The sequence below is a fragment of the Verrucomicrobium sp. BvORR106 genome (assembly GCF_000739655.1).
Lineage (GTDB): Bacteria > Verrucomicrobiota > Verrucomicrobiia > Verrucomicrobiales > Verrucomicrobiaceae > Verrucomicrobium.
This window is the reverse complement of sequence record NZ_BATR01000052.1, coordinates 22,222-38,897: the sequence shown is the minus strand read 5'-3', so window position 1 is coordinate 38,897 and position 16,676 is coordinate 22,222. Positions and strand designations below refer to the sequence as shown.

The window sequence follows — 16,676 nt, the reverse complement described above, 5'->3', positions numbered from 1 at the left end:
TAGGGCTTAAAGGGTGGCCTCCGGCGCGCGCTGGAGGATCGCGCCGAGGTCTGCGGTCACCGCCTCCCGGCGCGTGTTCGCGGTCATGTAGATGGCGGGCAGGAGCTGGCCCAGCGGCAGCAGATCGCCGTCCACCGCGCGGAGCTTCGCCAGATCCAGGGTGTCGTGCAGGATGTCATGCAGAGTGTCCAGATCCCACTGCGGCGTCTCCACCGGCGGCACGGCGATAAGCACCACCTGTGGGGCTTCCGCGCCCGGGTCATCGTAGTGGAAGGCGATCGAGGTATCCTCGCGGCGGGCAGGGATAATCTCACTCCACTCATCCAGCATCAGCCCCACCCAGGCATCCGTCGCCGCGGGCGCGCTGGCGCGGTTCAGCACCAGGGAGAGACGCCCCGACTCCGGCCGCTCTTCTTCACTGGCAAACGGCAGCCCCACCCACTTCCCGGTAGGCGCATGAGGAAGCTGGGCCACATTCCACGAACCCGCCGGACGTCCCAGCGCGGTGGTCAGAAGAGAAAGCTGCCGCCAGGCGGCCAGAGGGTTCCGCACGCGAGACACCTGCTGCACCCAGCGGCTCACCACCTGCGGCCGCCCCACCAGCGCAGGGCCATGGGCCAGCGCCAGACCCAGCTCGGCGGCATTCACGCCCTTGAAACGCGGCAGGAAGAGGAAATCACGCCCAAAGACTGCCCGCACCTTGTCCCTCGCCCTCGTAGCCGTGTCCGCAGCCTCCTTGCGCCGCAACAGCTCGGCCAGCAGGGCCTCGACCCCGCCCGTCGCAGCAGTCTCCGGCACCCCAAACAGGATGCCCGTACGAGCCGCGACCGTGTCGGAAACCGGGCCTGCCTGCAACTGCGCAATCGCCCCGTCCAGTGCGCTCGTCGCGTCACCAGCCCGCTGCGTGGCCTCCGCCTCCAGCCGGTCCGCAGCATCTGCCGCCTGCGCATTCTCTGGGGAGACCAGATCCTTGGGCTCCAGCGGACGGCCTTGCGTGAGCAGTGCGTTCAAGGCCCGCGCCACCTCCAGCAGATCAGGAAAGGTCCGCACCACAGCCCGATCCCAGTCTGGCGCGGCGGCATAGCGGATCTCCACTCCGGTGGCATCAGCAGGAAGCAGCGCCGTCACCTGCCGGTCCAGCACCGACACAGAAGCTCCGGCCCGCGCCAGCACGTCCAGTGGGCGCAGCCCCAGCTCCGCCAGTGTCACCTCCCGCTCCACCGCCTGGTTCGATGCATCAACGAATCCCACCCGGCATCGCACATTCGCCGGATGCCCCAGCAGCGTCCCCGCCCAGGCGTCCAGATAAGGCTCCACCTGCGCGCGCGGCGTCAGCGGCACACCCGCCCAATCCGCAGTCGCGACCGGCTCCCCACCCAGCACCAGCGCCACTCGATGGGTCAGCGTGGTGCCCGTGCGCGGCTGCACCGCCACCTCCGGCTCCGGAGGCCGCGCCCCCTGGGCCAGGCTGTCCAGCACCCCGGCAGCACGGCCGCTGTTTCCTCGAACGATTTGAAACACCGACTCCGCCGTGAGCAGGTCTGCCACCCCATCCACCGCGCCGTCCAGCCGGCGCAGTTCCGCCTCGATCGCCGTCCGGTCATTTCCGCCGCCGGGAAGCCCACGCTGCCCCCAGGGGATTGTCCCCTCCTGCCACGCGGTTCGCAGCAGGAGGCCGTCCACCACGTTGCGTGCGGCAATCGCCTCCGCCGCCTCACCGGATTCCTCGCCCTTGTCCGCCACCAAGGGATAGATCCGACGGAAGGGATCGATGTACTTGTCGAGCCGCAGGGGACGATGCCCCTCGTGCAGCCCACGTTCGAATCGATAGCCCAGCACCGCGCCGAGCGGCTGCCCCTGTCTCACCGCCTCCAGCAGCGTCGAGGCCTCACGGACGCGCGTTGACGAAAGGTCCACGGCATACCGTGCAGGATCCTCCCCGGAGCGGGTGAGATGCGCGCTGCGCAAGATCGCCGCCGTGGCGGCATGCGCTGAAGAAGGCGCGTGAATGAAGCCGCCCAGGTCCACCGGCTCCACGCCGGGCCGGGCCGCGTCCGGTCTCAAGTCTTCCACCCAGCCGAAGGCGGCCAGATGGCTGCCATGCCGCTGCCGTCCGCGTATTTCCTCGAGCCGCTTGGAGGCCAGGGAGGTGATCCACGCATCCAGCCGGTGGGAGCAGGTGTCGAGCGTCTCCGTGAAAAGCCGGTCCAGCTCTGCGGTGGGCAGCGTCTCCAGACCCTCCAGCACCGCATGGTAGGCCCGGATGGCCTTGGTGTCCTCCACCTGGCGGTCCTTCAGCAGGAAGTCCCCCAGCGTGCGGTCCCCCGTGACATTCGGGATTCTCAGGTCGAGCCGCTGCCACACCGTTCTCCGCGTTGTAGTGTTGCCGCCGCCAAGATTGAGTAGCTCCGCCTCCCTCAGATCCTCGCGTGTGGCCAGGTTGTGTCTGATCGCCAGCTTCGTGCCCGCATCCGCATACAGGCTGAGCGCCGCGTGCCGCAGCAGATGATAAAGCAGTGCTGGCGGCCGGCTCACTCCTCGTGGAAACTGCTCCTGCCGGAGCTCCGTCAGCGAGGCGGTGCGGATCCACTGAATGTAGTTGAACCCCGGCAACCCCTCCGTCTCAGACAACGGTGCCGGAGCCACGAAGTGACTGCCCACCAGATGCGCGCTGTCGGAGAAGCTCATCCTTGCCAGTCGCGGGCTCCACTCCGGATGCCCGATCCGGCTCATCACACTCTGCGCCAGCGAGGCCAGACGCGTCTGCCAGTTGCCTGCATTGATGTTCAGAGAGGCAAAGAGCTGCGTCTGAAACTGCGGGCCCAGCACACGTCTCAGCCGCGCCTCCCGCGTGCTCGCGTCCATGCCCAGCACCGCCAGCAGGTCCTCATCCGGATCTCCCGTGCCCCCCACCCGCGGCACGCGCGGCACCTGCTCCTGCCAGATGCCCCGCAGCGTGCGGAGCAGCGGAACCAGATGCGTCTCCGCCACCGGGTCCGACTGACCGGGCACCCATCGGTTCAAGGAGCTCACCGGCAGCAGCCCATACGGCGTGGCCCCCGTGCGGAAGGCCGGGAGCGGTCCCCGTCCCCGCACATGCGAGGCAAAGTGACGCCGCGCCTGCTGCACCCCTGCGTCCGTGATCACGGGGTCCATGAGCTGGTCCAGGAAATAATTCCACGTGGCCGGCCAGAGCGCCTCGTTCATCGCCCGTGCCCGCGGCTGCTCCGCATCGCCCGCCCCGGCCAGATGGGCCGCCGTTTCCTCCTGCACGCCCAGCGCTCGGGCAAAAAGCGTACCGTTGCTCTCCGGTCCACTCAGGGGAGCGCCGCGCTCCGTCTCGAAACTCAACGCGCCATCGGGATCCACCACGGGGAACCCAGAGGGAACCTCGCTGGCGTTGTTGGTGGGAGTGCCCTGCGGCACAAAGGCCAGTCCGCGACCGTAGTGATGATTCTCCAGCAGCTCTTCCAGACGCTTCCCCGCCTCCTCTGGAGAAAGGGACGACTTCACCCCCACCACCATGAGCCGCTCAATGCCCCGCGTCAGATCCTGGGCAGACAGCGGCAGGGTGACGGCCATGCCCGCCTCCACCGCACGGTCATAGTTCACCGTCCAGGCAATGTCGTCATCGATCTGCAAGCCATCCGGCAGCGTGGCCATGCTGGCGTCCCCCTCCTCCACCACAGGGCTGAGGGTGAGGGCCAGCGGTTCCTTCACCGGCAGGGTAGTCGCCCGATGAATCGCCCTTCGACTGCGGAAGATGGTGACCAGCCAGCGGTCCGGCAGCACCCGCGCCTCCGCAGGCCGGGTCCAGCTCTGGGGCCGTTCCTCAGTTTGAGGAAACACGGGATCCCCTGCGGGTCGTGAGGCCACGTTCGACGGGGTCAGGACCCTTGCGATCCACGCCGCGCGGGTTGCAGGAAACTGCGCCACCAGCAGCCGCCAGGCTTCCCGTTCCCCGGCCGCCTCCCAGCCCGCCCGCCAGTAGGCGATGCCCGCCTCCCGCTCCTTCGGCGTGAGGGGCGGCTCATGCGTGTCCGCCATCAGTTCATCGGGAAAAATGCGCACCCTCAACACGGGAGCGCCAGCCACATCGAATCCAAAGCGTGTCTCCAGCCGGACGGGTAGCAGCACCACGGGATACTCCGCGGAGAGCTGCGCCACATCATTGGCCACGCTGTCTCGCAACACCTCCGCCAGTCCGCGATCCGTCGCCGCCTGCGCCGCGCGTTCCTTTTCCCTGGCCTCCCGCAGCCGTTCCAGCCGCTCCTTTTGGGCGCGCCGTGCCGCGATCACCTGCGGATCCTGTGCTGGCAGGCCACGTTCCAGCTCCTTCAACTGCGTCCCCGCCGCCGCAATCTCACTCCGCAATCGAGCAGTGTTGCGACGGGCCTCAGCAAGGGCCAGGCGGGCTTGTGCCAGGGAGTAGGAAGCTGATGAAGAGCCGCTCATGCAACGAGGAAGGAAGGATTAGGAAACAAGGTCATGGCTCAGGCGGAAGCATCTGGGAGCCGTGAATGGCCACCCGGACGGGACGTTGCAATGTGATGAAAGCCAGGTCTGACGCCTTGGTCCCGGCCGCGCCCAGACCGCGGTTGCCATGCCAGACCACCGCCGGATCACCGGACACCGGCACCACCGACCGGGTATCAGGAAGCTGGGCATCGAGGTTGATGTGGGTGATGCCAGAGAGCGCTGCCTCATCGGTGGCCAGATGGCTCCAGCTCAGATCCCGCCAGGCTCCCACCGCCCCGCCAAAAGTGCTCCCCGCCACATCCATGCCAAAGCGGGGCTCAGAGGGCTGCTCCTGCAACACGAAGAACCAACCCTGGTCGCCATCATCGCCGCGTGCTTCCTCGAGTTTCAACTCGAACCCGAAGAACGTCACATCCGGATCCAGCCGGCCGGTGAAGATGGGATGCCGCTCCTCCGTCCCCAGATTGCGACGGCCATCGGTGCCAGACTGGGCCTTCACGGCATAGACCACCGCATTGGGGTAGCGGCGCAGTAGATCTCCCCGCACCAGCAACACCAGAGGTGAGGCCGCCCGCGGTGGACGCGGACTGTTGCCCCCCAGCGGTCCTTGTTTGGGCCAGCCGTGGATCGGATGAATGTCCTTCAGCGTGTCCGGGTCCGGCGTGGCTCCGCCCGGCTCAATCCTGCCCGCGACATTCCAGAACTGCCGGAAGTAAGAGCCCCGCTGGTCGGTGGGATATTCATTCCAGAGCAACTCCCGGGAGAACTCGTGGTTCAGCCCCACCATGTAGGCTTCAATGAAAGCCTGGTTTGTCTCCAGCAGGGAGACGGTGTTGGGCAGCACCTGATCGAGCCCCGGCAGCAGCCAGTCCTGCGAGAGGGCCGCCAGCGGCTGGGACATGGGCTGAGGAAACTCCGGCGCAGCCATGATGGGCTCCAGCGGATCCTTGGGCTGCCATTTCAGACCGGGCTGCAGCTTGAGCCGCTTCCGCACGCCCTCCACCACCGTGACCTTGGGATCGAGCTGCTGGATGAGGACACTGCGGGTCTGGTTGATGTTGACGGCACGAACCTCCGGCGCATCTCCAGGACGGGCGGCAAGCTCGCCGAACAACTCCATCGCCGCGGTGCGGAAGGCGTTCTGCTGCGGCAGGGGGCGCCCCCTCGCCAGGCGCCGGCTCCACTCCGCGCTGCCCCAGTCCGGCAGGTTGTCGCCAATCCGCCCCGGCGTGGCCATGGAGGCGGGCAGGGGCGGCGGCGATGCAGCAGAGAGCTTGCCCACGTTCATCCGCACCAGCACCTCTCCGGCACCGCGTCGGGGCGTGCGTGAAACCTTTCTTGAAACCGGTCCAAAGGGACGCGAGACCCGGCGGAACTGCCCCTGCAACACGCCCGCGCCTACCGCGCTGGCGGCCACTGCCTTGTGCACGGTCCCCTCCCCCTGAAGCACACGCCCATGCACCGGGGCCGTCAGTTGCATCAACGCATCATTGCCAGCGCTGGCCACATGCCGGGCGTGAATGCGTACCGCCGTCTCCCGAGCCAACTGTGCGTAGCGGAGCTGGTCGTTGATAGCGCGGATCTTGTCGAGCTGCTGCCAGGCGGAGGCCATGAGCTGCTGCTGCTGGTCCTGAACCGTCAGCGTCCCCAGACCCGCCGCCACTCGATGGCGGGGATCGAGGTTTAGCTCCTGAAACCACGGTACGGGAGCGGGTGGCGTCACCGGAACGAGCGTCGGCATGGCCGCGTGCCAGCGACCGTAGAGCGGTGGCGCTATCGCCCGGCTGCCGCCTTGCGTGGCCAGCAGCTCCTCCGGCCGGTTCAGCAGGCGCGTGAGCGAGGTTTGAAACACCTCGCGGTTCGAGCCCGTCCACACCGTCCGCACCACACTCGGGGCCCGCAGCGCGCCCTCCAAGCCCAAAGACCCGCTGTGTGCCGCAGGCAGCCCCTGGCCAGGAGCACTCACATCCATCGGCCGGATCCCCACCGTGGGAGGCAGCACCCGGGCCTGCAACTGCCGGACCAGCGATTCAAAATCCCCGCTGACGCCGGTTTGAAAACGCCACTGGTAGTAGACCGGGAGACGCACCCCGGTCTGCCCCTCTGTCCACGCAGGAGCGGTGCCATCCAGTGTGTCCGGCACCCTTTCCCGCACGCCCGCCAGTCGTCCACGCTCAAACGACGGCACCAGAAACGCTGTGTACGCGACCCGCGGATCCAGCCGCCGGGGCACCAGGATCCGTGAAATAACTCTCCGTGGGGCGGATCTGAGCAGGTCCCCCAGTTCATTCGCCGTGACCGTCTTCGCCCCGCTCACCTGCGTGTGCGCCCAGGCCCAGGACTGCTCCAGCAGCGGCAGGGAGGCGGCACTCTTTACCGTCACCACCGGCAGGTGCCCCTCGGCGGAGGCAGGCGTGAGGGAGTCGATCTCATCATTCCGCAGCACAATGAGGCTGATCCAGGGCCGCAGGCGGTCACCCACCGTCGCCTTGGCGGGACTGTAGCGCCAGGGCAGGTCGGGCTGGTCAAACTCAACCAGGGGGAAGTAGTTCGGCTCCGCATCCTGCACCCCGGAACGCGGCCACACCCGGATCACCGCGCGTGGATCCAACCCTGTCACCTCACCCGGGCCTGCCAGTTGCAGGGGCACCGTGGCACTCAGGCTCTGGTTGTTGAGGTTGACCACCACGCGGGATGTGGCCCAACCGGCGGCAGGTCCGGTGCCATCCACGCGGTCAATGCTGGTGGCCATGCCGCGGCGGAGCCACGGCAGAAAGGCGAAGGCGGCGGGCGGGCTGCTCATGACGGAAGAGATTCGGTTTCAAACTGCGGGACCACCTGCACGCGTCCTCGGTCTTGAGGATGGGCCTTGAGATGCCGTGCCAGCGCGGCCTGGGCCACGCCCCGCCCCACCGGCCCCGTGATGCCGGCCAACATCGCGCCATCCTCCGTGCTGCTGACCACAAAGAGATCCTCCTCCAGCACCACCAGAGGCGCGGCGGCGGCACCTCCCGGCATAAACTTCACCAGCCCCGTGCTCTGGAACAATCCCAGCGATGAAGCGCCCAGCTCCAGGAACGCGAGCTGATGCGTGAGGATCAGCTCATACCGCTGCACCCGGCGCGGCTCCCACGGCACATCCAGGATGATGGTCTCATACTCCAGCCCTGCCCCCACCGCGCCGCCCTGGGTCACCGCGTCCGCGGCCACACTCAGCCCCGCATCCATGCGCTCGAAGGAGGCCCGGGAGAGCCGGTCGGTTTCCGTCAGCTCCTCGAACTGGGCTGCAGCGAAGAAATCAGTCACTGGCACCAGACCGGGGGCCGGGTTGTTGTTCAACGTCACCGTCTGCACCGTGTAGTGATCCGGCCCGGAGGGGCGCACCGGACCGAAGCGCGTGATCGTCCGGTTTAAGGGAACTACCGCCTGCCGCACCGTCGCCGCGCCACCGGGATACACCAGCACCGGTGAGCCCGGGCTGGACGCCATGTTCAGCGACACGGTCTGAAACGCCCCCACCGGAAGCTGCGCCGCCCAGTTCCGCGGATCCTGCAGGGCGGCCTGCAACAGCGGCCACGGATCGACAGGAGGCAGCTCCTGGGGCTTGTCGCGACCAAAGGTCACGTCGAAGCTCACGCTCACGTCGAACAGCCAGAGCGAGAGCGAAGCCTCTCCCCAGACATGCCACGGAGCAGGACCGGACACCGAAGCCTCCAGGTGCACACTGGCCAGCACGCTGGATCCCCGGCGGAACGCCACCTCCGCCGACAGCTCTGCGAGCAGGGAAAAGGGCGAGAGCTGGATGAGGCAGTCGAAGCTGACCTGCCCGCGAACATTGAAACCGAACGCGGCGGCATACAGCTCGGCATTCACCCCAAACTGCAACGTGTTGGAGGTCACAGTCAGATAAGCCTGACAGGTGAGCCGCGGATTGTCCCCGTCAGCCAGCACGATGGTCAGCCGCTGCAGCGATGGAAAATCCGGTGGCGGCTGGAAGTGCGGATTCACGCCACCCAGGGAGATGATAAAGCTTGGATTCTCCCCCCAGGCCAAACGCACCGCCATATCCCCGCTGACCGGGAAGCCTGCGACATTTGAGTCAAAGAGGGAGGCATCGATCGCCAGGAACTTCCGGGCAAAATCGACCCGACCCAAGACAGCGACATTAAGCTCCACGATGGCCGCATCCTCCGTGGGCAGTTTGGTGGTGATGAGTCCCAGCAAGGTCAGGCGCACTGGCGAGGGCAGCTCCAGCACGATGCCCAGCTCTGCGCGCACGAGAGTGGGGGTGCCCCAGCCGATCAGCGCCATGGGGCCAAAGACATGGCGGTTCCGCGCCGCCGGGAAGATGACGCTCAGGTCATTCACGATGCGGGGTGCTTCGGCAATCGCGTCTGCAGGAAACAACAACGAGCCGAGACTGCCATTGCGCAGACCCGATTGCAGCGCCTCCGTGGCCAGCCCGCGATGCAGCGCCGCCAGACCACCCACCCCGTTCAAAGTGAACCCCAGCCCGAGCTGGATGGGTGCGAACTGCGTGGAGATGAGGATGACGAACGAGAACCCCGAGGCGCCGCCGGGCAGCCTTGTTTCCACAAACCCAACCGCCTTGAGCGTTGTGCCGAAGACTTCCAGTTCCAGCGCGCCGGAGTACCGGCCCCGGTCCCTGTCAAAAGACAGGAAGCCTCCCCCGGAGATGGGCCCGGCATCCACCAGGATGCCAAGCCCCGTCGGCGGCTTGAAGCCCGCATCGATGTCAAAGGGACCGGCATTGCCGTCTTCAAACGCCACGGTCACCGACACCCCCAACCCTTCCACCACGAAGGAGACCGGGCCGAGTTTGCCCGAGAGCACCGTGCCCGCCTCCGCCTTCAGGTCCGGAGCCTGCGCCGTGCTGAAGGTGGACTTGAGCGCCAGATCCAGACGATCCACGCGGAACGGCCCGGCGTTGAGATGCGGGTGGGTGGAAACCTCGAACCCGGCTCCGCCCGTGAAGTTGAACCCCGTCCGGTTGGACCAGGCAAGCGAGAGCACGATGGGCAGGACCTTCTCTCCTCCCCCCAGCAGACTCCCCAGAAAGCCGTCCAGATCTGAGGCATTCAGCACCATCCGCAAGCCCTGTGGCGCCGCGGAGAGTTGCAGCTCCAGTTGTCCGTTCCTGAAATCCAAAGCGAAGGTGCTGCTGGCCCCTTTGAGCTCGAGACGTGTCTTACCTGGAGTGCCCAGCAGCAACGCCGCTGTCTGCGGGGCATACTTGAAGGTCACCCCGAAGCCTGCTGTCGGCAGCGCAGCCCCTGATTGCAGCGGGAACTTAACCGAGATATCCCCGGGGCGCAGCAGCACGCCAAAGGTGTTGGCCACATCGCTACCCGCGCGCAGCTCCAGCCTCAGGTCATCGGCAAGCTGGAAGGCATTCCCCACCTGCGGAGGCACCAGAGGTTGCAGGATCAACCCCGCCGGCTTGCCCTCCTGGGCGGGCAGTTCCACCAGCGCGAGCCCCACCTCCACCTCCTCACCACCAATGTTGTCCAGCAGCACGGGCAGCTTGAGCGCCCAGTCGATGGCGACCGCCGGGTTGCCAGGAGTTTCCTTGAATCCCCGGCCGAGTTCCGGCTCCAACCGCCCCAGATAAACCGGCCAGCCAAGCGAAACAAAGACCTCCAGCAGGTGCCCGGCGAGCCGGTGGAAGTCCACATCATTCGTTCCCCAGCCGTACACCCGCTCCGCCACCAGCGTCGGGTCCGCCAGGACTCTGGGAATCTCTTCCCACGCGAACCGGGTGACCAGCACGCCGGGCCGGGTGGGAGTCTCCTCCTGATACTCCTGCCGGAGAATGTCCAACGCCTGTAAGGCACCGTGAACTTCTGGAAATGCTTCGTTGAGATAGTCCGCCAGCAACAGCTCAAAAAGACTGCGCCCAAACTCCTGCAAAAACTCCGCCGCTGGCACGCCACCCGGCGCGGTCTGCAAAGCGCCGATGGCATCATAGAGCGCCTTCACCTGGTCCAGCAAGGCGAAGACTTCCTCGGGCGAAGGACCGTCCCCCAGGGCCTCCAATGAAGTCACCGCCGCATCCACTCTCGCGGCCAGTGCCGTGTATGCCGGCGGCAGCGAATTCACGTTCCACGCGAGGCGGTACAAGAGCGTGCGGAAGGCAGGAAGATCCGCCACGCCCGCCTTCAGCGGCCGCAAGGCCAGCACCAGATGGCGGGCCAGGGTGTGCAGGGTGCTGGAAGGAGGGTCCATGGGTTTGATGCAACAACTTTTCTAGGGATACTGTGGAGCGTAGAGGAGATCGAGCGCGCCCTGAAACGCCGGGTCCACCTTGTCCACGATCACATACCGGCAGACCTGGCAGAAGGGCAGGGTCGCATTGATCCGGTGACGCATGCGACAGCGTCCGGCGGGCCGGTAAACGCCGCAGTCCACATGCCCTCCGCCGTCATAGATGCCGATGAGGTCGGCACGAGAAGGCAGCTTCTTGGGCTTCTTGAAGCCGGGTGGCAGATTGGTCGGCGACATGGTCTTCTGCGGATTGTTGCTCGCCATGCAGACATGGGCGTTGGGAGGCGGGACCGGACCCGGCGGGGCGTTGAGCGGGCCATCACTGGTATCGATATGAGTCAGGATGGCGGGGGCAATCAGCGCATTCGTGGCACCCGCCGCCGTCGTGCTCAGGGTGAAGAGCGCCCCCACCCCGGCATTCACCAGCATCGTGGGATTGATCTGCAGGCCCGCAGGATTCGGATCTGAGAGCACCACCTTGTCTTGCAGCAGCTTGTGCACCCTCAACGGAATGAGCAACCGCAAGTCATGCTTGGGTGAGGTCCAGTGGAAGGACGAACCAAGCTTCTCCACACTGGTGCGAAACCGCACCTCAACTCCCAGGGGAAACGGATCGGGCGCACTGTCCAGATACTCAAAGAGCAGGAAGGTACCGGCGGGGTTCGGGTTGCCGTTCGTGTCACACAGCTGCGGTGAGACGACGGTGCCGGCAAAATTGATATCCACCTTCACCCGCACGCCTTTGGTGACTCGTGGCCACAGCCAGTCAATCCGCGGTGCGTTGATGGTGCGAACCCCGCCCATCACATTGCTGATCACGCTCTCGGGCTGCAGATTCTCCCCGAAGGGCGACAGGCTCGTGGGCGCAGGTGCCGCCCCATGGCCGTCCCCCGCCTCATCATTCAGCCCCAGCGCCCTCGCACAACCATAGGCGACCACCGACGCTACCATGGGCGAGGAGAACAAGGGCACCGTGGGTGGCGTGATCGCATGCCCGTTGGTGGCGACACTGACCTCCGATTTCTCAGCACCTCCCGTGCTGGCGGAAAAATAGGCCATGCGGGTGGTGCCCTGCATTTGAAAAAGCGACTTCCAACTGCCACCGCGGCGACCTGAGCGGCAGATGAAACAGACCAGGCCAAAATCCCTGCCCTCCGCAGGTGTGATGCTGGTATTGAAATCCGCCCAGGTCTCGCCAATGGCAGCTCGCACGTTCGTGGTGGCGTTCAGACCGAATTTCAGGTTCTTCAAGAACGTCTCCAGACTGGCGTCAGTAGTGCGCCTCGCGTCCATCACCAGCCGCCCTGAAGGCTCCCGTGCCGAAGAGATACGGGTGCGCTCCTGATGAGCCACGCCAAATGCCGTGTTGCGCTCATTGAGCAGCGTACGCGGCTGGAGCAGATTCCAACTGTCCAGCGCGACCTGGTCCACCTCCGATGGTGCGAACTGTAGATCGTAGATGGCATTGCGATCAGCAAACCACGCGTTGGGACTGGTCAATTGAGGCTGGGCCGGCACCGGCAGTCCCCCTGCATGAATCATCTCCACCAGCGTCAAGGGCTGAGACACCAGAGCAGGAGGTGGGCGTGGCAAAGGCACATCCTCGGCAATCAACGAGGGCACCGCACCTGGCACCACTTGATCCCCCAACACGCCGACTCCCTCTTCCCGTGAGGGCAGGAAGACGGACCAGTAGTTGATCACGCCCTCCAGGAGTTTGAAAGGTTGCAGGATCTCGCTGGATCGCAGCTCATTGTTCACGATCACATCCACGACTTTCTGCCGGAAGTCGCTCTCCTGAGCGTCGGTAAACCCGTCAGAGATGAACAGCACATTCGTCCGCTTCTCCACCACAATGCGGACGCTGGTGGGATTGCTGCCATCGGGGTCCGTTTCATCGGGCCTCGTCCCCGAGCCCCCGTCCACGAACGCCACCTTCGCCGCCTTGCCCGCATCCGCCCACGAAGGCAGGGCGAAGGCCTTGCCCGTCGCCTGCAGGTTGATGGACAGCGCGCTCAATACCAGTTTCACGGTGATGTCTGCATCCATGCCTGCCGCCACCGCAGAGAGGGTGCCCTTTCTGACGGTCGCACTCGCCGGCAGGACCTTCACCTTGGTGGGAGCCGCGCTGGTGTAAGTCAACTGGGGCCAGTCCGTGATGTCGCCTACCGTGCCATCATCAAACTGCGCCAGCACGGTGAAGCTCATTTCGTCCGAGCCCACCCGCGGGCTCAAAGTATCAGGAGTCAACCAGATCTTCGTCACCCCTCTGTGCACATGCACGCGGATCTGGGTCTCCAGAGTGCCCACGCCGCCGATGACCTGGCGGGCGGTCATGATGAAGTTGAAGTTCTGAAACGGAGCCGCCGCCCCCGTGATGGCGGTAACCTGCCCGTTGCCGGGGTCCACATTCACCCCGTGATTCGCCGCAGTCTGCTGAAAATGCGGCAGGAACACCGGTGCCATCGCATTCGGATCCTGGCTGAGCTCCAGCTGCGCATCCAGCGGTTCAGATGCCGGTCCGCCCCTCAGGACGTGAACATCGTACCCTCCTCCTTCCTTCCATGGGAGCGGATCGGCCATAAGCAAAGCTCAAGGATGCAGAACTTCATATTAGACGCATCCCGCACCCCGGCGTCAATCGCAAACGCACGGAGGAACCCCGGCGCAAACAGTTTGTGAACGCAAACTATTGGATGGCGCAAAGAGCAGTTTATGCGAATGCATCCGGCTGCACGTTGAAACAGACTCACCCTAAGCAAGTTGTTTCATAATTCCCCGGTGCAAATTTTCACGACAGGGAAACACAGCCTTCATGGGACTCACGTCCCCGCGACATACACCGTATCCTCATCCCTGCGCCAGAGCAGCGCCACCAGCCAAAAGAGGAACAGCTGCGCATGTTCCGGGATGGGTGAAGTGCACTCCACAAAAGCCCTTCTGGTGAAGGCGTGAGCAGGCCGGATCACCCCCACCGGCTGATTCCCCACCAGGATGTCAAAGGCGCGGTTGAACGACGAATGCGCCTTCAAGGTGAATTGATTCCCTGCGACCTTCACGTCAAAGGAACGATACATCGCGCGGGGCTTCCGGGCATCGGCCACCGCCTGCCCGTTGCATTCCAGCGTCCAGTGCCCGCTCATCGGTCCATGCTTGCGGATCGCGAACTCGGAGTCTCCCAACGATATGCTGCCCTGCTCCGTGAAGGGGTTGAAGTTCACCGCCGCGGCATCGGAGGTACCAAGGATGCGGAAGTCACGTGAGCACAAGGACTTGGGCAGGCAGGTCAGCATAAGTCGCTTCGGGGTGGTTGCCCCAAGATACACCCCTCACATGCCTCTGCCAGCGGGAATGCATCGCGAAAACTTACCCCTGCGGATACACGCGCTCATAACCCGCATCCAACACAGGATGATGCGGTGGCGACACCCGATCCACCAAGGCATACCGACACACATGACAGAACGGGATGGTCGTGTCCGTGTTGCGCATCTTGCACCTGCCTGCGGGCCGGTAGACGCCGCAGTCGTTATAACTTCCTCCTTCATACACGCCCAGAATGTCCGCTCTCGTTCTCGGGCTGCGGGTCAGGCGAGGCAGATTGGTGGGCGTCATGACCGAGTTGGAACTCCGCGCTGCCACGCAGACCGCCGCAGGCTGCAGCTCCGGCGCATTGAGCGGCCCGTTGCTGGACACGATGTGTTGCAGGATCACCGGGGCCACCAGCCCGACATCGGCACCGCTGGCTTGCAATGGCACCACGACCGCATGGCCGACATCAGGGACGAACGTCGCGTGCAGAATCTCCGTCCAGCTTCGCGGATCCATCTGCCCCGGCCGGGGACTGTCCACATCCACCGGCTGGCCCCCGGAGTTCAGCGGTACCACCGAGACAGAATCAGCATCGTGCGCCACCACCTGAAACTGAAGGCCCGAGGTGCGGTGAAAGGCGGTGAAGGGATCATCGGCTGGACGCTTCGCCACCGGCCACTCCCGGAAGCGCACCACATCTCCCAAGGCGAACTGGGTGCCATGTCCGCCAACGACCGCAAGGTGATAGCCGTTGAGCGACCGGCGCGGCAGATCCGTCAGCACCCCCGCCTTGGTGAGTCGCGGCCAGTTCCACTTCAGCCGCTGCAACTTGTCGAACTGCACCACTCCGGTGGAGGCCAGGGTCGTGATGTCATTGCCGGCCTCCGCATTGGGAAAATCATCCAGATCGGCGGGCTTCACCAGCAGCCGGGTCCCCCGACCATCGCCGTACTCATCCCACAGACCCAGTGCATGCGAGAGCTCATGGGAAATCACGGAGGCCAGCAAAGTGCGAGAGTGTGTGATGGGCGGCGAGACCTGCGCCTGCCAGCCTCCTGAAGTCACCTTCTCCAACTTGTCGAATCGCCTCCTCCCCGTGCTTGCGGTGATGTAGCCGTTGCCATACCGGGCCTGGGCACCGATCCGGTCTGAGAGACAGACAAAGCAAACCAGTCCGTCATCCCCCGCCCCACTCTGCCACGTCTGCCCCACAGGATAGCCTCCGTATTTTAACGCCTCCACAAAAGTCCGCAGGCTCACTTCACTGGTCCGCCGAAAGTCATACCGCAGCGAGTTCTCCAGCCGCGTGGCGGGATGGGCCCGGGGCCGGTCCGAGACTGCGAGACCAAACGCTGTGGAGCGTTCGTTGATGAGCGTCCTCAAGGCCAGATTGGTCCACGCGGGATAAGCCGCCCGCGTTTTGTCCTGTGTCACGTGAGGGCCATAGAACCTCTGCCAGCGGTTCACGTGAGACGGTAGAAACGGGGTGTCCACCTCCGGCAGAGTGGGAAAGCCCACTTCCCGCAGCATCTGGGAAAGGCTCCATGATGTCGCGGTGGTGGGACCAAAGGCGATGTGCGGCACCAGCGATGCGGTGAACGACGCCCCTTCATAGACATGATCACCCAGCGCGGTGATCCCATTCTCCTCCGATGGCAGATAGACGGACCAGTAGTTGATCGCCCCCTTGAGCAGGGGATAGGGTTCGAGGTGTGACTTGGACCTCAAATCCTCCACCATCGTGGCCACCAGATTGTTGAAGTCACCCCGCAATGGACCGCTGAAACCTTCCGCGACAAACAGGATGTTCGTCGCGCTGTCCACCACCGTCTGCACGCTGTCCCGCGCGGCGCTGCTGGGATCCGCCGCATTGGGAGCACAGGGGCCGGCGATGAAGTGAAAGCGCGCACTCCCCGCCACATCCACCCACGAAGGTGCCGCCAGCGCCCGGGCGGGGGGCGAGGTGAGGTTCACCGAGGGCGAGCTCAACTGCAGGCGGGCCGTGATGTTCGCGGATCCACTGGCAGCCTTGGCACTGAGCACCCCCTGAGAGCTGAAACCTATCACGGACGGCGTGTCGCTGATGTACTGCAACGATTCCCAGTCCGTGATGTCCCCCACCACGCCATCGGTAAACAGCGCCAACACCGTGTATCGGATTTCATCAGCACCCAGGTGGGCCGTGAGCACGGAAGGCGTCAGCCACAGCTTTTCAATGCCATCATGCACATGCACGCGGTACTCCGCGCGAAAGTCCCGCGCCTGGGGATCGAGCGTGTCCCGGAACTGAACGTTCACGAGAAAGTTGTTCAGCTTGGGGCGCGTGGGATCGGCGGGCACCGTGGCCGTCACGCTGCCGGTGAACAGATCCACCGCGATGGATTGGGCACCCGGAGGTCCGGCGAACAAAGGGGTAAACGTGAGCGAGGCCGTGGTGTTGGGCACATCTGCCGGGACCTCGATCGCATCCATGAGCGAGCGTGACGGCGGACCACCCCGCAGCACGTGGATGTCGTAGCCTTCACCTTCTTTCCAGTTCAAAGGGAGCAGAGCCATGGCAACAACACCTCCTCTTCTTCTTCAGCGTGCCGGGACGCCGC

At 65.1% G+C, this 16,676-nt stretch carries 6 protein-coding genes; all 6 read right to left on the bottom strand.

The genetic code is table 11. The features are described 5' to 3' along the window. Positions 1-6: 6 nt before the first annotated feature. Positions 7-4,455, bottom strand: coding sequence for a hypothetical protein (locus BV106_RS08245; RefSeq protein WP_038163241.1), 4,449 nt, complete (start codon positions 4,453-4,455; stop codon positions 7-9). 31 nt (positions 4,456-4,486) lie between these two features. Continuing rightward, positions 4,487-7,282 (bottom strand): hypothetical protein, encoded by a 2,796-nt coding sequence (locus tag BV106_RS35270; protein WP_051945409.1) that lies wholly within the window; start codon positions 7,280-7,282, stop codon positions 4,487-4,489. Next, complete coding sequence (locus BV106_RS08235) at positions 7,279-10,725, bottom strand: DUF6603 domain-containing protein (RefSeq protein WP_038163234.1); 3,447 nt, start codon at positions 10,723-10,725, stop codon at positions 7,279-7,281. The genes BV106_RS35270 and BV106_RS08235 overlap by 4 nt, the downstream gene beginning before the upstream one ends. 21 nt (positions 10,726-10,746) lie before the next feature. Continuing rightward, entirely contained in the window at positions 10,747-13,347 is a 2,601-nt protein-coding gene (locus BV106_RS08230) for a M64 family metallopeptidase (RefSeq protein ID WP_038163233.1), read from the bottom strand. 239 nt (positions 13,348-13,586) lie between these two features. Further along, complete coding sequence (locus tag BV106_RS35265) at positions 13,587-14,057, bottom strand: hypothetical protein (RefSeq protein ID WP_051945407.1); 471 nt, start codon at positions 14,055-14,057, stop codon at positions 13,587-13,589. A 73-nt stretch (positions 14,058-14,130) separates the two neighbouring features. Continuing rightward, entirely contained in the window at positions 14,131-16,632 is a 2,502-nt protein-coding gene (locus tag BV106_RS08220) for a M64 family metallopeptidase (RefSeq protein WP_038163231.1), read from the bottom strand. Positions 16,633-16,676: the final 44 nt, after the last annotated feature.